Consider the following 24,283-nt stretch of genomic DNA (forward strand, 5'->3'; position numbering starts at 1 on the left):
GATATGGATGGCTATAAATCAGTATAAATAGATTAAATGAGGGATGATCAAAACGTTTTGACGGTGGTTATACGACAGAATATGTACCTGTTTTCGAATATATGATGTCTATCATTCGCTACAGCGTACTAGGTGCTTTAGGAGGAATGGTTGCAGGGTGGGGAATATTCATTAAAAACAAAAAGGTCAACGAACAGAATACATAGTCGTTTTTGATCTAAAAAGTGCATTCCTTCGATAAGGGATGCTTTTTTTATTTGGTAACCAAAAGGAAATTAATGTTAAACTATAAGGTAGATTTCATGATAAGGCAATCAGGCAGTTCCGTTGAACAGAGTTTCTATACCACCAACATTGCTTTCAGGTGTTTGCGCTGTATAAAAAAGGGGATATATTTATGAATATCAGTTTGATCATTTTAGGTATCATCATATTTTTCGCGGGTTTACTAACTCCAATAAGTGATTTTATTACCATGCCAATTTCAATAATCTTTATAGTCTTTGGAATAAGTCGTTTAATAAAAAGAATCTCATATTAGTCATCCTCATGCCAAATTTATTATGGAGGAGAAGTGTATGGAGGATTTATTAAAGGAGTTGGCGAGAACAAACGTATCAGGGGCACCCTTTCTCTTTGCTTATGGAATGACATGGTTAATATGCGGAGTAGCATGGACGAAATCACGTGCTTCTGTTGCTGCGATTGCCACATTATTTCAAGGGATGGTGGCTTTACCGGTTGCACTATTCATCATGTTTATGATAGGTGCTTTTGCGAACAGACCGGATACAGGTGAACTAGACAGCCTGGTAATCATTATTGCGATGAGTCAGTTATTAAACCTGCCACTCTTAATTGTGATGTTTCACAGGCATCACTATTCTCTGATCCCATATGTTTTTAGCACTGCAGGAGCGATTCACTTCGTCATGTACACCTGGCTGTACCAAACAATCTCCTACATTATAATGCCGATAATCATTGTAATCGCAGTCTCGGTCATCTATTTTTTACATAGTGATAAGAAAGATTTATCTGCTTCCGGTGCATCGAAAGTTTGTTTAGTGACTGGATTTATCCTGCTTTTGAATGCTGTTTATTTGAGTTTTACTCATTTAAATTAAGCAAAATAAAAAAAGCTTTTAGCACTATGTCATAGTCCCAAAGATGGTGGTGAAATAAATTACAGAAGTTAAGACAGTTTATATCTATAGTATGAGGTGAGTGAAGCGGAAGGTGGCGACTCCAGCAGGAGATGACGGCAAGCTGAGACTTTACAGGGCAAGGTCCTGAAAAGGCTCAGCGCCGTCCCTGCGGAAAGCGTCCACCTGAAGCGCAGTGAACCGGTCAAAAAGCCTGAGACAATTTTTGTCCCAGGCTCATTTTCATTAATTCCTATCTATATGAATTGTGCGTTGGATAAAAGATCTCTTCTTCAGTATTTCTCACAATGGAAAAGTGTTCAACATTGTAATGTCCATAAACAGCTTTATTGCTTCGATACAACAGCGAGGATTGTGTCGGTATCGGTGGCAGAATCGTTTGGGTTCTTAATCAAATAATTCCCGTAATCCAAAAAAGCTCCCTTGCCGCAGCTTATTTATTCTAGCAAAACGTATAACAGATGTGAATTGGATAATTAAACATGCAGCGAGAAGGTAGGTGGTTTTGCCTTCCTTTTTTTGTAAGTATATTTACTCATTAGTTGGGTATATAAAATAAGCAATAAAATGGGATGAAAAAGGAGCAGTTGAATTGAAAGTGTTTAAAAGAATTGGCATTGGTTTAGGGGCATTGATTCTCTTTGTGATTGTATGGGGATTAGTAGAACCCTATTTTATTCATACGGAAGAAGAGGCTGCTGCTATCACCAACCTCCCTAAGGAGTGGGAAGGACAGGAAATCGCCGTGATTGGAGATTTCCAGGTCGGTATGTGGATGGATAATACGTGGACAATAGAAAGAGTGATTGACCGTTTAATAGAAAAAGAGCCTGCTGCAGTACTTTTAACAGGTGATCACGTATACCACGTGAAAAAAGGGAGTGAAAAAGAGATGAATCAGGTTCTCGAGCTGTTAAAGCCACTCACAGAAACAAATATCCCGGTGATAACAGTGATGGGAAATCATGATTATTCTATGGATAAGAAGGATCACAAACCGGATATGGCTTATGTTGAAAAAATGACTCAAGAATTTGAGGAACTCGGAATTCACGTACTTGAAAATGAACGTCTTGTGCTTAATGTAACTCAAGATGGTACCGCAGTAGGTGAACCAGACGATAATTCTCTCTACATTGGCGGTGTAGGATCATCTTGGGCAGGATTAGCAAATGTGGAAGAGACCCTTTCAACTATTCCTCATAATGCAGCACGCTTCATGCTGATGCACAATCCCCAGGCATTCAAATCTATTCCTAGTGACTTAGCACCAGTTGCTGCTGCTGGTCACACTCATGGAGGGCAGATTGGCATACCATTCACACCGCACTGGTCTTATATGTCACTGTTTAAAAGAGAAAAAGTTCAAGCTGATGGATGGACAGAAGCTGGATTTGGGGAGGAAGGAAATAATCTATACGTAAATCCAGGAATCGGCTTCAGCGATGTAACAATTCGCTTTTCCACTCCTCCGGAAATCACGTACTTTCAATTACAACAAGCATCATGAGCTGGCTTTGATACACAGATAAACTCCTGTCTTAGAATACGAAGAAAACAATGCAAAAAAAACCTTGTATAGACTACATCAAACTTACAAATTTCCAATGATAAACATCATGATTTCATAGAACTTATTTTCGCAAGTATCTTATAAACAGCTGAAAATATCGGTGAAACCAGCTTCGCCATTTTTTGTTTCACTTTATATTTGCGATTCATCTTCATGGGCTTCTAGCGTCAATCCGCTGATCGCTTTTTATCTTAGCCATGTCTTACCCTAATCTCTATGATAATGGTATGAAGTTTCATCTATAAGGGAAGAAAGAGTAAAAACTATTCTTTTTCCATATATGAGCAACTCCTTTGACAACAGCCCACTATTTGTATTACCTTTAATCCCGACCTAATTAATCTGATTTTAAAAAAGTAAACGTAAATAATACACTTTGGGAGGGATTGCATTGAAGAAGATCTGGAAGGGCTATCTGAACACATCACTCATTTTAAAAATCACAATTGCCCTTGCGCTCGGTGTGGCCGTCGGTTTTATATTCGGTGAACAGGCATCTGTCCTGACACCACTTGGCGATCTGCTGATGAATCTATTGAATTTCTTAATTCTGCCGCTTATTTTATTTACACTGATTGTGGGTGTGAATCAGACAAAGCTGAATTCCATCGGTCGTATGGGCGGGAAAGTATTTCTTTATTATGCTGCTACGTCAGCACTTGCCATAATGGTCGGTTTGACTGTCGCTTCACTTTTTTCACCTGGTACAGGAATGACGCTTGATACGAGCGAAACATTTGAAGCGCCTGAGAATCCCGGTGTGGTAAGTGTGCTGCTCAGCATTGTTCCTTCAAATATCGTTACTGCCTTCTCTGAGTTTAATTTGCTAGGGATCATTTTCACGGCCATTATTTTTGGAATTGCTATTTCGTATCTGCGTTCAAACGATGAGACACATGCAATTGGAGAGCAGGTATATGGCGTTGCAAATGGTTTGAATGAAGCAACTCTCTTCATTGTAAAAGGTGTCCTTCAATATGTACCAATTGGTGTATTCGCCATTGTTGCCAACACTGTAGGTACGCAGGGCAGCGGAATTTTGCTTGAATTATGGAATGTCGTCATGATTTTGTATGTGGGTATTGCGGTTCAAATTGTCCTGTATACACTTGTGCTGATCCTGTTCAAAATCAGTCCTGCTGCATTTTTTAAACAGGCCAGAACACCCATGCTGACAGCTTTTGTGACGCAAAGCAGTTCAGGCACACTGCCGATCACGCTAAATGCAGCAAAAAATCTTGGCCTATCCAAAAGTCTATATGGCTTCAGCCTTCCGCTTGGCGCCACGATCAATATGGATGGTGCAGCGGTCCGGATTGCTGTATCAGCCGTATTTGCAGCCAATGTAGTTGGAGAGCCGCTTGGTTTTTCTGAAATGCTGATGGTGGTTCTCGTAGGAACGCTTGCATCCATCGGAACAGCAGGTGTACCGGGCGCCGGCATCGTCATGATCGCGACCGTATTTGCCCAGCTCGGTTTACCAATGGAAGCTGTCGCACTGCTTGCTGCCATTGATGTACTCGTTGGGATGGGCGCAACCATGCTAAATGTTACGGGAGATCTTGTAGGATCCAGTGTGATTAATAAGACAGAAGAAAAGAAGAATGCTGCTTAATCGTTGAAGCTGTCCTGTAATGGGGCAGCTTTTATAATGAAAGGAGCCAGGATGAGAAAATGAATTACGCTAAGTGGTCGATTCTCTGGAGAGAGGAGAATAGATAAACACCCAATTTCTCGATTAATTTAATGAGAAAGTAGGTGTTTGTAGTAGCGAGCTTCTTTATTCGGGACGGTAATTTGTCAATACCTCTTCTTCTTTCTCACCTTTTCGTTGGTAGGTTGCCGTATAATCTGTATTATATCCAGCAGCAATTTTCCATTTTCCGTCTTCAAAAGTAATGGCCAAATTGATTAAGCCTTTTCTAGGTGGCAAGACCTGGTCTGTTCCTGGGATTTTTTGATTAAATCCTTCCCATCTCAGGTCAGCGATCGCTGAATCGGAGGATAACCACTTTATGTGGGTAACAACATACGTTTGATGGGCATCTTTAAGTGGACCGCTGAATGGAAAGATATGCATCTGTTCAATCGCTTCTTTTCCCTCAGCCACGTCACCCAGTACATTTGTAAAGATAGCATCCTTGGTAAACACTTCTGCAAAAGCTTTCGGATTTTTGGCGTCCCATGCGTTCATTAATGACTTAATGACGTTTTCAATGGTTTGGTTGTTCAACTTGATGACCTCCATATTATTAGATATTTTTTGATTGTTGATAAATCAAATCTAAATGTTGATTGATCTTTACTTCTGATTTAAACCTGACCCCTGCGATTCGAAATCTTTTTATATTTGAGAAGCCAAATATTTTTAATATTCTTTTCATATATCTCCATTCAGCACTCCTCTCCATAAGTGTTAACAATATCCCCGGTGTATCAGCAGTATAAATCACCCATGCAGATTTACCTTTCAATAACCCCTTAGGAATAACGCCTTTAAAATAGGTAAAGGCAAATCCTGATACGAAAACCCGATCAATAAACCCTTTTAAAATGGCTGGCGGCATCGACCACCAAATCGGATAGATGAAGATAAGTTGATCGGACTGAGCAATCATTTCCCGGTATTTTTCTGTTTCTGGATCCCTATTTAAATCTCTTCTTCTTTTCTCTTTATTAAAAATTAAAGAAGATTGAAATTCTTCTTCATAAAGGTCTATGACGTTTACTTTATGGTTAGCTTCTGTTAACCCTTTTTCTACTTGTTCGAGAATAGCGAAGTTGAGACTCTGATGATTTGGATGACTATATATAATTAATACATTCAATTTGATCCCCCTTTAAATAGTTGTACAGGTCAACTTCTTACAGGTATGATTATACATACTTATAGTTGATGTGTGCAACTAATTTTAAAAATATGGTATACTACATTCAAAACATCTTAGGAGTAGAATATAAAATGGATCATTTTGATGTAACAGATACAGTCGGTCATATCGTGAATAAATCAGGTACGAAATTGTTTAATTATTTGCTGGTGTTGTTATCAGAATATGAAATAACACCTGAACAATGGGGATTATTAAATTTGCTGTGGAAAAAAGACGGAATAAACCAGAAAGAACTTTCAGAGTTAATGTTTAAGGACAAAACTATTTTAACTCGAATGATCGGTAAATTAGAGACGAAAGGGATGGTCATCCGTCAAGAACACCCGGAAGACCGAAGAGCTTTTCTAATTTTTTTAACCGATAAAGGGAGAGAATTGAAAGAGATCCTCATACCCATAGTTGCATCAGCAGAAGAAAAATATCTTCAAGGTCTTACACCTGAAGAAATTATGATAACAAAAAAAGTCCTCAAGACAATTAGTAGTAATATTGATGGTCAAAAAAGGGGGTAGGGATAACTCCGGTTCGCTATAGGGCTGGACGTATAAGCTTAACTTTGGTCATATTCTTTTAAACGTTCAATGTGAGTTACTTTACTGCATTGAAAAATTAAACATCGGCATCCTTTTATAAGGAGAGCTTGAGGATGTACGTTTTAAATACTCCGTATTCAAATCAAGATGCAGCACTCGAATATTTTCTTATGCCCATCTTCCAAAGAGAATTTGTAAATAGATAAATGATGAATGTTAGAAAAAGAAGTCCCATGAATGGCAAAATCCCCATGCCATTGAATAATACGTAAGTTGGAATCGACGCTACCACACCGACAGGCACTAGCGTATAGAGAAGCCATTTGAAAAAAGGAGGATACATATCAACAGGATATTTCCCCATTGCCCAGATGCTGGTGAAAAGAATAAAGCCTCCTCCTGTCCTCCCCAGCCAAAAGCCTAGCGTGCCAATCCACATACGCACTGAGTAACTAATCAACAAGGAACAGCCAATTAAAACAAAAAATTGCATTAGCTGAACTATGAATTGAAATGACGTTAGCGTCAGTTGATCCAGGTTGAGAAAGATGGATCCTATCATAATGCCTATACCCAGTAGAATGTCAGTAATTGCCCAAACATTACAGCTGCCAAAACTTGATAAGAATTGAGTGTTTTCAGGCATTAGAATCGTTTCGTCCAAGTGTCCGTCCACAATTTTATCCGGAAGATTTTCCACATTCTCCATCACAAAAAATGCAAGAATACCAGCTATCAATTGATACACACCTAATAATGTAACGATTTCATAAAAGGTCCAGCCGGCGAGAGAATCAGTGTGAGTAAAAATAATGCGAAGTCCAATCAGTCCACTTCCGAAATAGAACAGTGTGGACAAAGCTTGTGTTACAAAATTAATTCGATAAGGAAGCTGAGTCATCAAAGACGTCTTAAAAAATAAATGTACCAATGCGATTTTTTTCATCATTACCCTCCGAGTGCAGAATATCGTTTGATTCCTTTTTTGTATACCCATGAGCACAGTAATACCAAGGTACAGATCCACGCATATTGGAGGAGTAATCCGCTGCTTAAGGAGATTCCTTTGATCCCGATTAATGTTTCAGCCGGAAACCCCATCATCCCATAGAACGGAAGGTAGTATGCTGCGTCGCCAAAAAAGCCGTGGATCAAAAATAAAGGGGCGACTTCTCCACCAATAAAGAAAATCGCAACTTCACCAGCATTCACAATAGACTGAGTTTTTTCTGTCCAGAATGCGGTTAAGGTAAGCAAGTAAAGCCATAAAAATCGAAGGATTGAAGCATTAACAACAGTTAAGACAAATAACATAACGTTTGAAAAAGATGGTAAAATGGTTGGGGTAAATCCCATCCACAGCACAATAATCAATGGTATGGATACGGTATAGGAAACAATCTTCACAGCTAAATTCTCTCCTATTACCGAATATAAGAGGTGGTGTGGTTTAAGTAAAAGACTTGTCACTTCTCCAGTGTATATGTTCATGCCTAACATATGATGTTCATAGGAGACTGTTAACTGGCGAACCATGATAATGGCTAAATAATAAACCAGGAATTCCGAAGAGCTCCATCCATACACCGTTTGTTCCTGGGCGGTAACAGCTTGCCAAACGAGTAGAGATACCAGTGGAGTAATGAGCTGTGAAAAAACTAAGAGATACATGAAAGATCGCCAACTAAATACATCCATCGTTTTCCAAGCGGTGTAGCCTTTTAGTAATCGAAGTGAAGTCAATACATCACCGTTATTCATAAATTCATACCACCTCTGCTTTATAAAGTTGTTCAATCGTACTCTCGAATGGAGGGTTCTCAACGGTGAGGCCAAGAATGGAACAATCCGAAAGCAAACGACCTGTAATAGCAGGGACCTGATGATTCGCAACTCGAATGGTAATCCTTCCATTCATTTCATGTTCTACCACGCCGTATCGATCCCAGGGAATGTGCGTGGAGCCATGATCAGGTGTGAAAACGATTAGTTTGTAGGGTGTTAAGCTCTCTATTAAATAGTCAATATTTCCATCAAATAACAATTTCCCTTGATCAATTACCATAATTCGTTCACAAAGCTGCGTGACGTCCTCCATGTAGTGAGAAGTCAATATAATCGTTGCATTTGTTTCTCGGTTGTATTCATTTAAAAAGTGACGGATACGGGATTGTGCATTTATATCCAGCCCGATTGTAGGTTCATCTAGAAATAAAACTTCAGGGTTATAAACAATTGAACAAGCTAAGCCACATCTCATCCGTTCACCAAGTGATAATGTACGAAGTGGCTTTTTATAATAAGGCTCTATTCCTAACCAATCTACAATTCGATTCAAATCCTTTGTGAATGACTTGTAATCAAGATCATAAATGATGCGCTGCATTTGAAGAGCATCAAGTGCTGTCAGATCAGCTGGCGCAAATAACGGCTTACTTCCTCTTATTAAAGCAATTTTTTTTAAATACTCTGGCGCTCTCTTATAAGGGGTATGGCCCATCACGGAAATCGCTCCATCACTTGGATGTAAAATGCCGCTTAGCATTTTTAAAGTGGTGCTTTTACCTGCGCCGTTGGACCCGATAAAACCGACTATTTCTCCTTTGGAAATTTCAAATGAAATGGTTTTTACTGCTGCAATTTCCTTTTTATCACGTTTTATGAAGCTGGATAAAGCACCCTTGATGCCGGATTCTCTTACGGGAACAACATACGTTTTTTTTACATCATCTACATAGATCATAGAAGTCCTCCTTCTTATATTGTTCTGAACATTGTGTTTTTTTATGGATCTACTTTAATCGTAGCACTTTGATGCAAGGTTCTAAGGTTTTCCTGTATTTTGGAGATGAACTATTTCTATATGGGAGTTTAAGAAGAAAATGCCGGAATGAGATTTTAATGTTTTAATTCAATGATTAATAAAGGTGGTAATGAGAGTGCAAACATATAGGGGAATCGATATTACAAGACCCTTGAACTTAAGTTCAGATCTTTTAAGGAAATATGAAAGTTGGAAACTTATTCCTTCAGCTCAAAGACACAGAGAGAATAATTATCGAATATATACAGAGGTTCACAATCAATTTTTTATTCAATCCAGAAGAATGCTGGAGGGTTTTACATGGACTGAAGTAGCTAAAATAATGAGTAGATTAGTTGAAGGGGAGCTAGAGAGGGCAACGGTATTAGCCATAGAATTACAAGCGAATCTGGGTGAAAAATATAAGCAGAGTCAGAAAGTTATTAACCAATTGCATCAGGGAGTTGAGAACCAATTGGAAGACTTCCAATTTAATGTTGCCCATGTAAAGAGTACTATGACGATTGGTGAGGTTGCAGATCTGTTGAACATACCCGTTTCAACTTTGCGAGTTTGGGAACAGAAAAATTTATTTGAACCGATTAGAAAAGAAAATAACTATAGATACTTTAATAAAAAGTTATTAAATAGACTGTTCATCATCAAATTATTGAGATTATCAGGCTTATCATTCAATCAATGCAGCGAAATACTGCAGGATTTAGACAATGAAAATTATCAAGATATACTTTATGTCCTGGAGAGCAGGATAGCTGAAATGAAAATAGAAATTAATAAAGGACTTAAAGCGTTAGGGCATTTCAATGAATTGGTTATTTTTTTGGAGAAGAGTCGTTTCTTTGAGGAAGAATTTTAAATACTCATACTGTAAATAAAAAAGAAACAAAAACTCTTTAGTTTCTTCCTCAAAAAACTTACAAGGGGGGATACAAATAAGGAAAAGAAAAAAGGATTGGTGCCTTCAGTAATTGTTGGATTAAGCGAGAAACGATCTTGGTAATTATCAAAGACCGATTAACAGATAACGAGCTAGTGTTGGCTGCAAATTGATCCGAATCACATAACTTTTTTTTATCTACCGGAACAGAAAGGAGATAGAAAGATTCTGATTTGATGATACATTCTTATAAAAGTATTTCCTAAGTTCAACATACGAAGCAGAATCAATAGACATGCTCAACTATTTATCATACGTGTAGAATGATCAATAATTCGGTTAACAAAATTATTGAGTATACATTATTCAACTAACAGGTGCATTCCTTCAGTAGGAGTGCTTTTTCTTTTCCTGAAAAAAGGAAATTAATGTTAAGCTAAGGTTACAGGTTATGTAACCTCAAACCTAAAGCCGGGAGGAATAGCTTATATGAAATACTCCTTATTTATTTTTAGTGTAATCATAATGTTGTGTAGTGCCTGCAACAATAACCCTGAAACTTCTGAGCTAAAAGAATTAAGGGGGAAATTAGTTGAAATCACTCAATTAGGTGGTGATGAAGAGGTAGAAGAAGATCATATTGATCAAGCAATTCATGAAGCTGCTTCATTAGGGATCCAAGGTGAAGACAGAGACTGGTTTGTTCGTTCCTTTTTAATCTCTAAATCAACTGGGGAAGAAATAAAGGATATGGAAGAAATCTATGAACGAAGTCAATTAAAAAAGCTATATGAAAAAACATGGCAAGATGTAGCTTTAGAGCGATATGAAGTTACGTTAGATGAAGAAAGATTACAAGTGATTATAGAAGAGACGTTGCAGCCCGTAAAAGAAGAGAAAGAGAATGAAATCGAAATACAGTTTTATCTCGCGGATTCATTGGGATACAGCATAGACGATTTTTTTTATACCTTTGACAGACATATTTATGAAAAGTGGGTCATCAGTGAGGAGTTGTATCCTTTACTAGAAAAAGAATACAACCTTGAAGAGAATCAAGAAATTAGTCATACATATAGAATGGAAGTGATTGATGAAATAGTAAAAGCTCGATCTTTATGAGTTAACCTGCAGCAATGTTATGGATGGTAATTATTAAATTTTAAAAGGGTGGTTAATTATGATGGAGACTTGGCTTAATCTTGGTAGTTTAGTTCTGGGTCTTGTTGCTTGGACATTACCTGTTGTTAATCTTATGCGAGATAAAAACAGTAGCCATAAGAATTGGAGTACGCTGTCCATTGTGAGTATCAGTGCTTGTGCGATAGCGTTATATTTTCAGATAATCTATAGTCATTATTTGGTTCAGAATAAGGCACTCTCAAATATTTTAGAAGAGTCCTGGATAATAATAAGTTCAGTTCTTCTTATCGTTACGCTTCTATTAAATTTACTAACTATGATTGTATATCGTAACAAAACAGTGAAGTAGAATATCAAATCACTGTTTTATGAAGGGTTTTGGTAAACAGACTAATGCGTTCCTTCATCTAAAAAACGTTTTTCGCAACCAATGAAAAGGGAATTAATGTTAAACTGAAGGGGGGATTGTCGGGTAATTCATCTGGCGAGGAGTGAAAAATAATGACTAGAGAATGCATGAGGACGAATTCCAGCATTATCTTGCCATTGCAATTAAGAATCTTGCGACGAGCAGATGATGCCTGGAAATTGGGAGCCACAAGAGGCAATAAGAAATGCAGAAAAAGAATTTGAAAAGTTGCTGCCTGAAGGACACAATACAAAAAATCACAATCTATTCGTTATTCGAGATAGAGACACGGAAGTTGGTGTCATTTGGATGGCAATTAAATCATATGACAAAGGATTTATCTATGACATAAATATTTGGGAAGATCATCAAAGCGAAGGCTACGGTAAAAAGGCAATGGAAGAGATTGAAACCTTTGCCCAGGAAAACGGAATGAAAAGTATAGGCCTTCACGTTTTTGGTCACAACAAAAATGGCGCGGGACTTATATGAAAAGTTAGGATATAGAGAAACAAATATAAAAAGGGATAAACAATTTAATCAACTAGGAGCTAGGTGAAGCTCAAAGGAAAGCAGGGATTAAAAATGGGATTTCAACTATATCGAATTTGTCACCATGCAGCAATTGGCTTTGTTGTAATTGTTCTTTCTACCTTTTTTGCAGCAGGAGGAATAGGTGAAAACTATACGGATAACCCTTTTCCCAATCCGATCTGGCTCATGCCCATACTTGTGTGGTTGATAGGGGCAATTCTTTCATTCATGAAAAAAACTGTAAAGATTGGATTGGTGATTAGCTTTTTACCTCTTCTATTTTATATTGTATTGTTTACTATAGCTTATTTTATCTGATTTTATTTACGATACAGGAAAGACTTTTTGATGAAATTGTAAGATATTATTTATGATTTATGCAAAATAAGTCAAAGAGAAAGTAGTTGAAATTTTACTTGAATTCAATTGTAGTCTTTAGGCGCTGCTAACTGAATGTAATCCATTCGTTTAAATGAAAATAATACTGTGCTGCCTCACTTGACAGGACCTTGCCCCGATTTATTTCATCCTCAAATCACCTCATTGTGTTCAATAAGTATCATAATATAATAGGCAATATCGATAGGCTCAAATAATTTAAGTAAGCTGACTGCATTAGCGAACTTCTCCCCGAGGTTTTCATCTTTATGCGTATTTGTGAACAGTCAGGACACCTACCTTATACATCATTTCCCTTTCGTGAATACACTAAATAAGAGCAATTTTGACTTATTTGTATTTCATTTTTGTTCAATATTTATAGAAAGGAGAAAGTAGATGTCAAATCCAAATATCCCAAATATCTCACCAAACATATCCTTAACACGAGATGAAGTTGTTAATTTACTTTTAGCATCAATTGCGATGGAAGAGCTCGGTTTAGCCCATATTATCAACGCAGAAGGAGAAAAAATACAATACTCTCTTGGTACTATTCCCGGACTGACTAATGCTGCTACCCTAGAAGAAATTCTAGAAGTAAACGAAAGTGTTCAGGATATGTTGGAATTGGCCATGAAAAAAGAATTATTGCTAGACAATAAGTTGAGAAATGTAATCGACATTCCTACTATGGCCGGGCCAACAGGTCCAACTGGAGCCACGGGCGCAACGGGTCCAGCAGGAGCCACGGGCGCAACGGGTCCAGCAGGAGCCACGGGAGCAACAGGAGCCACGGGCGCAACGGGTCCAGCAGGAGCCACGGGAGCAACAGGAGCCACGGGCGCAACGGGTCCAGCAGGCGCAACAGGTGCTACAGGTCCAGCAGGCGCAACAGGCGCAACGGGTCCAGCAGGGGCCACAGGCGCAACAGGCGCAACGGGTCCAGCAGGCGCAACAGGTGCTACAGGTCCAGCAGGCGCAACAGGTGCTACAGGTCCAGCGGGAGCCACAGGAGCAACGGGTCCAGCAGGGGCCACAGGAGCAACAGGCGCAACAGGTCCAGCAGGGGCCACGGGAGTAGCAGGTGCAACAGGTTCAACAGGTCCAGCAGGAGCCACAGGAGCAGCAGGTGCAACAGGCGCAACAGGTCCAGCGGGAGCAACAGGCGCAACAGGTCCAGCGGGAGCAACAGGTGCAACAGGCCCAGCAGGAGTAACGGGAGCAGCAGGAGCAACAGGCGCAACGGGTCCAGCAGGAGCCACGGGAGCAGCAGGAGCCACAGGTCCAGCAGGAGCCACAGGAGCAGCAGGTGCAACAGGCGCAACAGGTCCAGCGGGCGCAACGGGTGTTGCAGGAGCTACGGGAGCAACAGGTCCAGCAGGAGCCACAGGAGCCACAGGCGCAACAGGTGCTACCGGAACAGGCGGTCTAGCTGAATATGCTTATATTTACAATTTAGGTGCTGACGTAATTGCTTTGGAGGAAGATATTCCATTTGATACAAACGGTGTTATTACACCTGGAATTACACATGCTCCAGGATCACCATCGATCATAATAGTTACGGCCGGAACGTATGAAGTAACCTTCTCAGTTTCTGGTGTAGAACCTAACCAATTTGCTTTGTTCCTAAATGGGATAGAAGTGGCAGGCTCTGTTTATGGTTCAGGAGCAGGTACCCAGCAAAATAATGGTCAAGTGATCTTGACGATTGGAAGTGGAGATGTTCTCACCGTCCGAAACCACACTTCAGCTGCTGCAGTAACTTTACAAACATTAGCTGGCGGTACGCAAATTAACGTAAACGCTTCTGTGATAATAAAAAAACTTGATTAATTTCTCTACTCTGCTTGCGAAACCTTATTAGAATAAGGTTTCGTTTTTTAAATTTTGTTTACTGAAATTGAATTTTTGTCCTGAAATCCCTGTTGAGATTCGGATGGGGATATATAGCTTGGTTTACAAAATTCATTGTGCATACATAATTGAAACAACAGGTACAATTCTTTTATTGGGAGTGCTTTTTCTTCCACCATGAAAAGGGAATTAATGTTAAAATAAAGTAATAGGTTAATGGATTAGAGTACTTAATGATGCTTTAGTTAAGACCATCATGAACAATTATATAGTTGAGAACTACATAAATTATTGCGATAAATTTTAAAATAGGTAGGTGATATTGTGGAAACGTTTGGACTAATGGGATTTATTTTTGGAATAATTGGATTCAATTTCGGTATTATTGCTTTTACAACAGTATTTACTAGTAATAATAAAGTAAAAGAATTAGAAAAAAGAATTAAAGATTTAGAGGAAAAGTCAGGAACTTATATGGAATGAATATACTAAGGAAATTGAGGGATAACCCTTCATTAAATGCTAGAAAGCGGGGTCAATATGGAACATAAAATACGTGAACAACTTAACAACGTATATCCGGTAGAAATCTTACATGTTGAATCCGTAACAGATCAGATGTTTCGATGCGCTGCTGAAGACGGGGTTTATTTTGCCAGAATAACAAATTATAAAAGCTTTGATGAACAAGTTGAAGAAGTTGCGTATACGGAATTCTTATGTAAAGAAGGACTAGGTGTGTCCCCAGTAATACCTTCTTTAAATGGGAAGGCTGTAGAAAAGATAACGCTTGAACAAAATGAAACCTTAACCGTCCTTTATAAAGCCGCGCCTGGTGCTCATTTACCAAGAGAACAGTGGAATGCAGATGTACTAAAAGAGTTAGGCAGGCAAATTGGGAAATTGCATCGTCTGTCAAAAAAGTTTGAAGAAGCTCATCAAATACGCTATATCAATGATTGGCATGATAATGAGGAATATCACTTTCTTAACTACATACCTGAAGAGGAATCAGCTATTAGAGGCATTGCGGAGGAAGTTGTATCAACGATAAAGAAAATTCCTAAGAATAAATCAAATTATGGGTTGATACACGGCGATATTTGGTTGGAGAATGTACTCGTTGATCAAGACTTGAATCTAACCATGGTGGATTTTCAGGATTGTGAGAAGCATTATCATATTTTTGATTTGGCCGTTCCGATTTATAGTGCGATGGAGTATTCGTTTGCGGGCGGAGGAAATATAATTGAATATGGACAAAAGATTACGAAAGCCATCATCGAAGGATACCGGGAGGAACATGAACTGTCCCCGGAAATGGCGGATAAACTTCCTTTATTTATTAAATTAAAAGAGCTGTTTGAATACAGCTTAATGCACATGTACGGGGATAAAGAAAAACGAACGGAAGAACAGATTAGAATCATGAACCATTTTAGAATGAGGATTGAAAACAATCACTCCATCCTTCCTGTTTAACTTTTTTTGGAAGATTCATGTTTATCTATTTTATTTCTCAAAGAGTCGATTCTCCAAACATACGGGAAATCGACTTTTTTAGATTGAACAAAAAAATTTTTCTGGAAATAAGTTGACTATTCAGTTGAACTGTAATAACTTATTATTAAGTTGTACTATATAGTTGGACTGAATAGAGGTTGAGAATATGAGGCACAAATTATTACCGTTGTCTGAAACCATGCATTATATTTTGTTGGCTTTGCGTGAGCCGCACCATGGCTATGCCGCCATGCAGAAGATAGAAGAAATCAGTAAGGGCACCGTTATTTTGGCGGCTGGCACATTATACGGTGCGATTGAAAATCTGAATAAACATGGCTGGATTGAATCGGTTGGTAACTCAGGCAGGAGAAAAATCTATAAGATCACGACAGATGGAGAAGCCGTTTTGAAAATGGAGCAGGAAAGGCTATTGCACATCATATCCTTGTATGAAGGAAGTGAATAAAATGAAAAAAGTTAAAGTGTTTTTTAACATTGAAAAAGAAGAAAAATGGCTGAATGAGCAATTACAAAAAGGCTACCGCTGCACAAATATCAGCAGCTTGGGCGTATACACCTTCGAAAAAACAGACAAAAAATATGTTTTGCGGCTTGATTTTCAGGATAATTTACCGAAAAACAAGCTTGAGGAATACAAAGCAATGTATGAAGATTTCGGCTGGACTTATCTAAAAGGGTCCGGGCTTAACGGTATAAGGTATTGGCAAAAAGAAGACAATGAGCAAAACGAAATTTTTTCGGATCGCCAATCCAAGGGGAACTATTATAGACGATTAATGGCATATTCCTTTATGCTGGGTGCGCTATGTTTGGCTTATTCTTTTATGCTTTACAGCGATTCCAGCCTATACCATGAAGGACTTTGGAGTATGGACGGTTCATTATTTTGGAAAGCTTTTATCTTTGAAACTCCATTCGTCCTTTTAAAGCTGCTTCCCGCGTTTATGGCTGTTTTATTTGCGAGCAGTTACTATAAAGCGCACCAAAAGTATTCAATGCTAAAAGAACAATAGTGCGAAAAATAGAATGATGTATTTACGACGCTTTCTTTACTAGAAGGCGTCTTTTGTATAGGGGATAAATATAATATTTAGTATAATGAATTTAGAATATATACGAGCAGATTAATTTATTTCCACTCGTTTAGTTTGGTTTGCTGATTGAATACATGCGTCAATTACTTTCATGTTCTGGATTGATTCAGTAAATGGATAGTAAAGAGGAATGCCGGAATGGATACTTTCCGCCATGGTGTCCACCAGAAGTGCGTATTGATTTAGATAGGGCACCACAACTTCCTTTATTTTCTCATCCTTAACGATAAGAATATGATCTTGTTCATTTTGATAAGCTTTAAAAGCCGATGGCACTTCAATTCTTCCTTTTGTTCCCAGTATTTCTAAGTGATTACGGGAAGCTGCCCACATTCCACAATCAAAAGTGAGACCAATTCCATTATCGAACTCTGCTATTCCGGATGCCATCATGTCTACATTATCATGAAGCTCAGAAAAAAAAGCATGGACGGTAACAGCACGTGGTTCATCCTCTAAAATTAATCTCGCGGCACTAATTGGATAGACTGCGACATCATAAAGCGCTCCGCCACCCCAATCTTTTTGATAACGAATATTCTCATAATCTTTGGCGTGATTGCCAGTGAAAGAACCATGGATCGACCGAATATCACCGATTTCACCAGATTGAATTATCTTTTTTATCATTTGATAGCGCGGATGGTAAAGGTACATTAATGCCTCCGCAAGCATTACTTCATTATACTCACTGTGTTCTTTCATAACTTTTGCTTCTTTAGCATTCAAAGCAATTGGTTTTTCGCATAATACATGCTTTCCTGCTTTCATGGCTTTAATTGACCATTCTTTATGCAAGTGATTAGGCAGTGGCACATAAACAGCATCAATAACGGGATCTGCCAGTAAATCTTCATAACTTCCATAAGCTTTAGGGATGCACAAATCGTTGGCCACTTCTTGAGCACTTTCTAAATTCCGGCTGGCAATGGCATATGCCGTACCTTTTTGTGAAGCTTGTATCGCTGGAATAACAGAATTTCGAGCGATTTTTGCTGTACCAATAATTCCCCAGTTTAAGTTCATAATTAAATCCCTTCCCTACATAGTTAAAACCAATTATCTGTTCATAAGGTTCTTGTGAAATTCGAGTTGCAATCAATTTAAAGCGTTTACAATTTTATCCTTTAAGACATTCTTATTGATATACCCGTATTTCTTACAGTAAAAACCAAAATATGGCACTGATCGACTTAGCCTCACATTCATAAAAGCAGCATTGAGTTTCGTTTTAGCAGCTTATAGGAAAATATGGACACTTCCACCAAAAGAACACACGTTCGTTTATATAACTCGTCCATGGGTATAGATAGAATAAAAGAGCGGAGGTGAAGGCTTATGCTAGAGGTAGTATGTTTAAAACGAGATCTGCGATTACACGATCATAAGCCTCTGACAGAAGCGTTAAAGTCAGGGCAGCCCATACTGGTGATGTATATAGCCGAGCCTTCTATATGGCTGGAGTCAGAGCTTTCTGCCCGGCATTTTCAGTTTGTAAAAGAAAGTCTGAGCGATCTCCAGGATCAGTTAAAGGAAAGAGGAGGATCTCTAGCATTTGCTGTGGGGGAAATGGAAGAGATTTTAGATGCTATTCACACTGAATACGGCGATTTTGTTCTTCACGCCCACGAAGAAAACGGGACCCCTCTGACATTTAAACGGGATCTGCGTGTACATAAATGGATGAAAGAACGTCAGCTCACATTTAATGAATATCAGCATTATGGTGTGGTCAGGCGGTTAAAGTCGAGAGATGATTTTCATGAGAAATGGAAAGCCTTCATGGAGGAAAAAGTACTGGCGAGCCCCGACATCATCACAACCATTCCTCCAGCCGCATTACCCGCACCCCTCACTACAAATTTGGACGTTTTAAACAAGCTTGAAGTGAGCGGGCCGCTGCTTGCATCGGGACAAGTTGGCGGAGAAAGAGAATCGATGGAAGTATTTAAAAGCTTTTTACGGGAGCGCTCAAAGAAGTATCAGTTCCATATATCAAAACCGCTGCGCTCATCCATTTCCTGCAGCAGGCTCTCCCCTTATATCGCATGGGGAAATTTATCGGTTCGGTTTATTGTGCAGAAAACACAGTCTACGATGGCAAAGCTGGAGGACGAACAGCATAAAAACCACCTGAATATGTTTATGTCACGCATTCACTGGCACTGTCACTTTATTCAGCGAATCGAGGACGATCCGGAAATCACTAATGTAACAATCAATAAAGCATTTGATGAGGTTCGTGAAAAATGGGATGGAGAGGTCTTTGATCGTTGGTATCGAGGACAAACAGGCATTCCAATGATTGATGCTTCTATGCGGGCACTGCATGAAATTGGCTGGATTAATTTTCGTTCCCGTGCGATGGTGATCTCCTTTATTTGTAACACCATGCTTCAGGACTGGCGTAAACCGGCAGACGCTCTAGCAGGCCTTTTTTTAGATTACGAGCCTGGCATTCACTACAGTCAGGTTCAAATGCAGGCAGCCACTACAGGATTTAACACCATTAGAATCTATAATCCGATTAAGCAGGGAATCGATCATGACCCAACCGGTGCTTTTATCAGAAAATATATTCCAGAACTTCGGGGAGTCTCAAATGAGTTTATTCACACTCCCTGGGAAAGTGGACAGGAACTGAACGGCTATCCTGAACCAATGGTAGATATTCAACAAGCAAACCAGCATGCACGAAGTGTACTTTGGTCGGTCAAACAAACCAAAGAGGCAAAAGAAATTGCTGAGGACCAATTGAAAAAGCATGGAAGCCGGGAATTTTCTGGCAAGAAAAAAGGAAAAGATTCATCAGGTGCTGAACAGCTGTCGTTGGATTTGTTTGAATGAAATGCTTGAAAGGGACTTGAGTTTATTAATAAGCAAAGGAAAAGTGAATGACAGGAGTAAAGCGTTAAGCCAAGCTGGTTTAACGCTATTTTTATACAAGAGAAAATACAGTTAAGATAAAATAGTAAATGTTGTAAAAAATGGAGGAATTGACGATGGGCATGAGGAATTATCTGATTGAAGGCATTTCATGTACTGGAAAAACGTCGGTCTGCAATGAATTGCAGCTGCTGGGTTACCATGCCGTTCATGGGGATCGTGAATTAGCTTATCAAGGTGATCCCGAAACGGGGAAGCCAATCCTTTATGGCAAAGGTCATGATCACCACATCTGGGATATAGAAAAAGTAAAAGCGTTAGCTGAAAGCCACGATGAAGACGTTACGTTTTTCTGAGGTGGTTCCAGGAATTATTCGAAGTTTATCGATTTATTTGACGGGGTGTTTGTCCTCGAGATAGACCGTAAAACATTAATACACCGGCTGAACCAGCGGCCGGAAAATGAGTGGGGAAGTAAGAAATCCGAGCGTGACCTTATCTTGCGATTGCAAGAAACGAAAGAAGATATTCCAAAAGAAGGAATGAGCGTTGACGCCACCGCTCCGATAGAACATGTCGTTAATGAGATCATCCGTCTAAGCGTAAAAAGGTAGGAGCAACACATTATTATACCAAAGGAGAATGGATATGTGGATTTTTATTCTGCTTATCGTGATTGGGATCGGAACAATAGTCGGATACATGAAAGAACAATCCAATCAAAATAAGAGAATCATTGCCCTGCTTGAAGAGATGAACCGAAAAAATAATACTCTTTAAATAGTAAATCACACTATCATGAACATGGGAGTGAAAGGGGAAAAGAATGATTTATAAAGAGAAAGAAAAAACAATCGAAACGAACAGGCTGCTTCTTCGTCTATTCACCGAAAAAGATGCTCCGGAAGTTGCGAAGCTTTGCAATAACTACAACTTGTATATCAATACACTCTACCTGCCCTATCCATATGATCAAGAGGACGCATTATCCTGGATGAAGCATCATCTTGACCAATTTAATGAAAACAAATCATACGAATTAGCGATTACAGATAAAGCTACAGGAACATTGCTTGGCGCGATTGCCTTAACCAACAATCATACATTTAAAAATGGAGAAATGGCTTACTGGGTCGGGGAAGCATATTGGGGCCACGGCTATGCTACCGAAGCGGCTAAAGGAATGCTCGAATTCGCTTTTATGGAGAAGAACTACCATAAAGTATTTGCACGATACTTTGATTCGAACCCTGCTTCAGGCAAGGTGATTGAAAAAATCGGCATGAAAAAAGAAGGAGTCCTGAAGGAACATGTCGTCAAAGAAAATAAATACATAGACCTTGTTCATTACGGAATTCTCAAAAAAGAATATGTTCTACTAAACGCAACGTCCAGATAATATTGATTTATTTGTGTGAGGAGAAAAACCGAATGATCCCAATAAAAAAAGCCTATGGATACGTAACACGAGTTAAAGAAGGCAAAACACAAGTGTTAGTCTTTCAGCACCCCATCCCTGAAGCAGGCATTCAAATACCAAAGGGAACTGTTCAGGCGGGAGAGTCCACTCATCATGCTGTGATACGGGAAATCGAAGAAGAAACAGGGTTAAGAAACGTTCAAGTTGAAAAGCTGCTTGGGGAAGACCTATGGGAGAACGATGATGGCGCCATACATAACCGGTTTTTCTATAAACTATCTGTGTCAAATGGTGAGGATGAATGGGATTTTAAACCAACAGGTGGTGGAGAAGAAGAAGGACTAACATTTCGTTTCTTCTGGATTTCCTCTGGGGATGAGGTTGAACTTATCAGGGGGCATGGAGATTATTTCGATTGCATTTTTAACTGAATCTTTTCTAGTTAACTTTCAATGACTAGGTAAATAGGTTAATCAAATTCAGCTAGTAAAACAAGCTGCTTATATGGTAAGGAATATACAGAATAGTTTACAAAATTCTTACGAGATTTTCAGCAGTGTGAACTGGGGGAGTGAATGGTGAGGGGATTATTATCTATATCTATCATGCTCATTATGTTTTTAAGTGTAAGCGGATGCACTAATAACTCTGTAGATCATATTAAAGCAGATTACTTTGATATTGGGTTTGGACAAAGTTTGTATCAAGGTTATGAGAAAGTAGATAAAGAAACGGTTCAGTCACTTGTGAAAGCCTATAATCAAATAGAATTTGTTGGACATACAAGCCAAGAAATTAATTATGATAAGGCAATTACGATAACATTTATCCATAATGATCAAATATCAGGCATTTTAGTGATAGATGATAAAGGGATCTTTCAGCTAAACGACGATATGAATCATTATCAAATCGAATCAGATAACGAAGTTTATGAACAAGCAATAGAAATATATAATGATGTTAAGAAACAATATTAAATTCTAAGGAAACGAAGACTCTATCAAGTGAGAGGTTGAACATCACATTATCGAATATCAAGGTAAATGGTGGAACGAACATATTGCATTCAGAGATTATTTAAACGCAAATCCATCAGTCACTATAAAAAACAGTTTGTTGATGATATTTTGAAAAAAATATAATTTCATCTTCAAATATTTTATGCTTATTTCCACAAGCAGGAACTTTTCCTTGTTAAAGTAATTGGTCAGCTTACTTCCACAAGCAGGAAATATACCGTTTAACATTGAAATTTAGAGAATGTAATTCTATAACTGAGGTTATTGGAGTGTGTTTTCGTGGAAAAGGGAATGATTATTGTACTAAATGGTGTATCAAGTTCAGGAAAATCAACGTTAGCAAAGGAAATAACGAGATTACTTCCTGACTTTTTTGCTTTTAGCGTAGATGATTATGATTTGGTCATTGAGAGGGTGGAAGATAGAGATAACGGACGGCTAATACCGGTTGAAACAGAATATTTTTATTATAGAAATGTGGCAATGTTCTCAGATCGAGGGATTAATTTAATACTCGATCAGATTCTCCATAACCCCATAACACTACGAAATTTTTACAGTGCTCTTAATAATTACCCAATCCTTCTTGTGGGAGTTCATTGTCCTGTCGACGAACTAAAACGTAGAGAACAATACAGAGAGGACCGCCGGATTGGGCAAGCAATTTCTCAGCTGAATTTTGTACATCAGCAAGAATCTTACGATGTTGAAATTAATACATGCATCAACTCGATGATGGAATGTGCACAAGAGATAGTGGACCGATTGGAAAGTACTACACCATTAGTAGGATTTAAAAAATCGCTTGAAAAATTCGAGTCTACATGGAATAGAATAAATTAATTATTGAATACTCACCAGTATAAATTTCCGATAGAATCATAGACTTCATAGTCCGAGAAAGGCAGGTGTTTTCTAGGATGAAAACAGCAGTTGAGAAAGATAAAAAAGTAAAGGGAATTAGTACATGCCAACTAATCTTAATTTTATTTGTCTTTATTTCCATGACTATGAAACTATTGTCTTATACTGATGAATTGAAAGAGCCTGAATGGTTTAAAATGATCGTTTTTTTACCCGCCGCAGCGCTATTATTCCTTGGTGCGGCGCTTGCAGAAAAACTTATAAAGCGCTATCGTCCCACTGACAAACTCATAACAGGAATTTTCTTGGTGTATCTATTTGTGTATTTTTATCTAGTATTTAGTTAACGGTTAACCTGATTATTTCTTTTCCCTTATACGTCATTTATTTGATAGAAAAATGATAGATAGCGTGGAAAAGAAAATTCCGATTTCATAAATATTTGTGTAAATGGGGAGGAAATAAAATGAGCAATCAACCCGAAAAGGAAGAGTTACTATCAGGCGGTAATGTTTCAAATGTTTACCGTTCAGGTGGCACAGTACGGCGGGACGTAAAGGAAAACAGCGAGGAAATTCACAAGGTATTAACGCATTTGGAGAACAAAGGATATAACTATGCGCCGAAGTTTTTAGGTATAGATGAACAAAATAGAGAAGTATTATCTTTTTTAGAGGGCGAAGCGGGCAATTATCCTTTGAAAAAGTACATGTGGTCAGACGATGCGCTTAAAGGGATTGCAAAAATGCTTCGGGACTATCACGATGCTGTAAGTGATTTTCCTATCCATAATAACTGGCAGCCAATAGACAACACTCCTCAGCCAGTTGAAGTGCTTTGTCACAACGATTTTGCTATCTACAATATTATTTTTAATCACGAAAAGCCTGTCGGGATTATTGATTTTGATCTTGCCGCTCCTGGGCCCAGGCTTTGGGATATTGCGTACACCTTATATACATGTGTCCCGTTAAGCAGACTGCATCATTCTGAAAAGGGTGAAGCAATTTATTATGAAGCAGAAAGGGATGCAGCGGGAATCAAAGAAAGAGTGAAGCTGTTTTTTGATTCCTACGGGATGGAAGGAATGGAAGAAGGGTTTTTAGAAATGGTATTGCTGCGGGTGGAAGGCGTTTGTAAAACCATGCTAAGAAAAGCCAAAGAAGGAGATCCCGCGTTTCAAAGCATGATCGATGAAGGGCACTTGGAACATTATCAAAAAGACATTGCATTCATCCGTGAGCATGGGAGAGACTGGGTGTAAGAAAACGACTAAAGG

General features: G+C 38.7%; 28 protein-coding genes and 1 pseudogene. 22 read left to right on the top strand and 7 right to left on the bottom strand.

What is annotated here, in order from left to right:
- Nucleotides 1-578 precede the first annotated feature (578 nt).
- Entirely contained in the window at nt 579-1,127 is a 549-nt protein-coding gene (locus P6709_RS06005) for a DUF7010 family protein (RefSeq protein ID WP_278239994.1), read from the top strand.
- Between the two features lie 271 nt (nt 1,128-1,398).
- On the opposite strand, the pseudogene P6709_RS06010 reads toward P6709_RS06005, so the two are convergent.
- Nucleotides 1,399-1,497 (bottom strand): annotated as a pseudogene (locus tag P6709_RS06010) (cysteine hydrolase); the annotation flags it as partial.
- 267 nt (nt 1,498-1,764) lie between these two features.
- Here P6709_RS06010 and P6709_RS06015 point away from each other — a divergent pair.
- Together P6709_RS06015 and P6709_RS06020 are read left to right on the top strand one after the other, a co-directional pair.
- Nucleotides 1,765-2,676 (top strand): metallophosphoesterase, encoded by a 912-nt coding sequence (locus P6709_RS06015; protein WP_278240517.1) that lies wholly within the window; start codon nt 1,765-1,767, stop codon nt 2,674-2,676.
- A gap of 454 nt (nt 2,677-3,130) precedes the next feature.
- Complete coding sequence (locus P6709_RS06020) at nt 3,131-4,354, top strand: dicarboxylate/amino acid:cation symporter (protein ID WP_278239995.1); 1,224 nt, start codon at nt 3,131-3,133, stop codon at nt 4,352-4,354.
- A gap of 165 nt (nt 4,355-4,519) precedes the next feature.
- Here P6709_RS06020 and P6709_RS06025 read toward each other — a convergent pair whose 3' ends face one another.
- A complete protein-coding gene (locus P6709_RS06025) occupies nt 4,520-4,972 on the bottom strand; it encodes an SgcJ/EcaC family oxidoreductase (protein ID WP_278239996.1) in 453 nt (150 codons plus the stop codon).
- Nucleotides 4,973-4,991: 19 nt separating this feature from the next.
- The gene (locus P6709_RS06030) at nt 4,992-5,567 is read right to left on the bottom strand and encodes an NAD(P)H-dependent oxidoreductase (protein WP_278239997.1); all 576 of its coding nucleotides are present in this window, start codon (nt 5,565-5,567) and stop codon (nt 4,992-4,994) included.
- Nucleotides 5,568-5,701: 134 nt separating this feature from the next.
- Here P6709_RS06030 and P6709_RS06035 point away from each other — a divergent pair, with 134 nt between their 5' ends.
- A complete protein-coding gene (locus tag P6709_RS06035) occupies nt 5,702-6,145 on the top strand; it encodes a MarR family winged helix-turn-helix transcriptional regulator (RefSeq protein WP_278239998.1) in 444 nt (147 codons plus the stop codon).
- A 163-nt stretch (nt 6,146-6,308) separates the two neighbouring features.
- On the opposite strand, the gene P6709_RS06040 is transcribed toward P6709_RS06035, so the two are convergent.
- Genes P6709_RS06040 through P6709_RS06050 form a run of 3 tightly spaced genes read right to left on the bottom strand, consistent with a single transcriptional unit; the run spans nt 6,309 to nt 8,909 of the window.
- On the bottom strand, nt 6,309-7,112 hold the full coding sequence (locus tag P6709_RS06040) for an ABC transporter permease (RefSeq protein ID WP_278239999.1): 804 nt from the start codon (nt 7,110-7,112) through the stop codon (nt 6,309-6,311).
- Nucleotides 7,113-7,114: 2 nt separating this feature from the next.
- Nucleotides 7,115-7,927, bottom strand: a complete 813-nt coding sequence (locus P6709_RS06045) for an ABC transporter permease (protein ID WP_278240000.1) — start codon at nt 7,925-7,927, stop codon at nt 7,115-7,117.
- A gap of 4 nt (nt 7,928-7,931) precedes the next feature.
- Nucleotides 7,932-8,909, bottom strand: a complete 978-nt coding sequence (locus P6709_RS06050; RefSeq protein ID WP_278240001.1) for an ABC transporter ATP-binding protein — start codon at nt 8,907-8,909, stop codon at nt 7,932-7,934.
- A 196-nt stretch (nt 8,910-9,105) separates the two neighbouring features.
- Between P6709_RS06050 and P6709_RS06055 the strand changes: the two genes are divergently transcribed.
- The 9 genes from P6709_RS06055 to P6709_RS06095 all read left to right on the top strand — a co-directional run bounded on the left by P6709_RS06055 (nt 9,106) and on the right by P6709_RS06095 (nt 16,731).
- Nucleotides 9,106-9,846, top strand: a complete 741-nt coding sequence (locus P6709_RS06055) for a MerR family transcriptional regulator (RefSeq protein ID WP_278240002.1) — start codon at nt 9,106-9,108, stop codon at nt 9,844-9,846.
- 510 nt (nt 9,847-10,356) lie between these two features.
- A complete protein-coding gene (locus tag P6709_RS06060) occupies nt 10,357-10,989 on the top strand; it encodes a hypothetical protein (protein ID WP_278240003.1) in 633 nt (210 codons plus the stop codon).
- 598 nt (nt 10,990-11,587) lie between these two features.
- Nucleotides 11,588-11,911, top strand: coding sequence for a GNAT family N-acetyltransferase (locus tag P6709_RS06065; RefSeq protein ID WP_278240004.1), 324 nt, complete (start codon nt 11,588-11,590; stop codon nt 11,909-11,911).
- A 93-nt stretch (nt 11,912-12,004) separates the two neighbouring features.
- Nucleotides 12,005-12,271: a hypothetical protein gene (locus P6709_RS06070; RefSeq protein WP_278240005.1), complete on the top strand. Its 267-nt coding sequence runs from the start codon at nt 12,005-12,007 to the stop codon at nt 12,269-12,271.
- Nucleotides 12,272-12,730: 459 nt separating this feature from the next.
- The gene (locus P6709_RS06075) at nt 12,731-14,170 is read left to right on the top strand and encodes a BclA C-terminal domain-containing protein (RefSeq protein ID WP_278240006.1); all 1,440 of its coding nucleotides are present in this window, start codon (nt 12,731-12,733) and stop codon (nt 14,168-14,170) included.
- A 345-nt stretch (nt 14,171-14,515) separates the two neighbouring features.
- The gene (locus P6709_RS06080; protein WP_278240007.1) at nt 14,516-14,674 is read left to right on the top strand and encodes a hypothetical protein; all 159 of its coding nucleotides are present in this window, start codon (nt 14,516-14,518) and stop codon (nt 14,672-14,674) included.
- Nucleotides 14,675-14,731: 57 nt separating this feature from the next.
- Complete coding sequence (locus tag P6709_RS06085; protein ID WP_278240008.1) at nt 14,732-15,673, top strand: phosphotransferase enzyme family protein; 942 nt, start codon at nt 14,732-14,734, stop codon at nt 15,671-15,673.
- Nucleotides 15,674-15,860: 187 nt separating this feature from the next.
- The gene (locus P6709_RS06090; RefSeq protein ID WP_278240009.1) at nt 15,861-16,163 is read left to right on the top strand and encodes a PadR family transcriptional regulator; all 303 of its coding nucleotides are present in this window, start codon (nt 15,861-15,863) and stop codon (nt 16,161-16,163) included.
- Between the two features lies 1 nt (nt 16,164).
- Nucleotides 16,165-16,731 (top strand): DUF2812 domain-containing protein, encoded by a 567-nt coding sequence (locus P6709_RS06095; protein ID WP_278240010.1) that lies wholly within the window; start codon nt 16,165-16,167, stop codon nt 16,729-16,731.
- A gap of 111 nt (nt 16,732-16,842) precedes the next feature.
- Here P6709_RS06095 and P6709_RS06100 read toward each other — a convergent pair whose 3' ends face one another.
- Nucleotides 16,843-17,838, bottom strand: a complete 996-nt coding sequence (locus tag P6709_RS06100) for a Gfo/Idh/MocA family protein (protein WP_278240011.1) — start codon at nt 17,836-17,838, stop codon at nt 16,843-16,845.
- Between the two features lie 312 nt (nt 17,839-18,150).
- On the opposite strand from P6709_RS06100, the gene P6709_RS06105 reads away from it, so the two are divergent.
- From P6709_RS06105 to P6709_RS06145, 9 genes are all read left to right on the top strand, one after another.
- Nucleotides 18,151-19,659: a cryptochrome/deoxyribodipyrimidine photo-lyase family protein gene (locus tag P6709_RS06105; RefSeq protein ID WP_278240012.1), complete on the top strand. Its 1,509-nt coding sequence runs from the start codon at nt 18,151-18,153 to the stop codon at nt 19,657-19,659.
- Nucleotides 19,660-19,814: 155 nt separating this feature from the next.
- A complete protein-coding gene (locus P6709_RS06110; RefSeq protein ID WP_278240013.1) occupies nt 19,815-20,054 on the top strand; it encodes a hypothetical protein in 240 nt (79 codons plus the stop codon).
- 292 nt (nt 20,055-20,346) lie between these two features.
- On the top strand, nt 20,347-20,478 hold the full coding sequence (locus P6709_RS06115; RefSeq protein WP_278240014.1) for a hypothetical protein: 132 nt from the start codon (nt 20,347-20,349) through the stop codon (nt 20,476-20,478).
- A 46-nt stretch (nt 20,479-20,524) separates the two neighbouring features.
- Nucleotides 20,525-21,097: a GNAT family N-acetyltransferase gene (locus tag P6709_RS06120; RefSeq protein WP_278240015.1), complete on the top strand. Its 573-nt coding sequence runs from the start codon at nt 20,525-20,527 to the stop codon at nt 21,095-21,097.
- Between the two features lie 32 nt (nt 21,098-21,129).
- Nucleotides 21,130-21,549: an NUDIX hydrolase gene (locus tag P6709_RS06125; RefSeq protein ID WP_278240016.1), complete on the top strand. Its 420-nt coding sequence runs from the start codon at nt 21,130-21,132 to the stop codon at nt 21,547-21,549.
- Between the two features lie 144 nt (nt 21,550-21,693).
- A complete protein-coding gene (locus P6709_RS06130) occupies nt 21,694-22,098 on the top strand; it encodes a hypothetical protein (RefSeq protein WP_278240017.1) in 405 nt (134 codons plus the stop codon).
- Nucleotides 22,099-22,419: 321 nt separating this feature from the next.
- Nucleotides 22,420-22,983 (top strand): chloramphenicol phosphotransferase CPT family protein, encoded by a 564-nt coding sequence (locus P6709_RS06135; RefSeq protein WP_278240018.1) that lies wholly within the window; start codon nt 22,420-22,422, stop codon nt 22,981-22,983.
- A gap of 77 nt (nt 22,984-23,060) precedes the next feature.
- Entirely contained in the window at nt 23,061-23,351 is a 291-nt protein-coding gene (locus P6709_RS06140; protein ID WP_278240019.1) for a hypothetical protein, read from the top strand.
- 119 nt (nt 23,352-23,470) lie between these two features.
- The gene (locus P6709_RS06145; protein WP_278240020.1) at nt 23,471-24,268 is read left to right on the top strand and encodes a phosphotransferase; all 798 of its coding nucleotides are present in this window, start codon (nt 23,471-23,473) and stop codon (nt 24,266-24,268) included.
- Nucleotides 24,269-24,283: the final 15 nt, after the last annotated feature.

Origin of the sequence: Jeotgalibacillus sp. ET6, from assembly GCF_029667115.1 — a bacterium.
Classification (GTDB): domain Bacteria; phylum Bacillota; class Bacilli; order Bacillales; family Jeotgalibacillaceae; genus Jeotgalibacillus.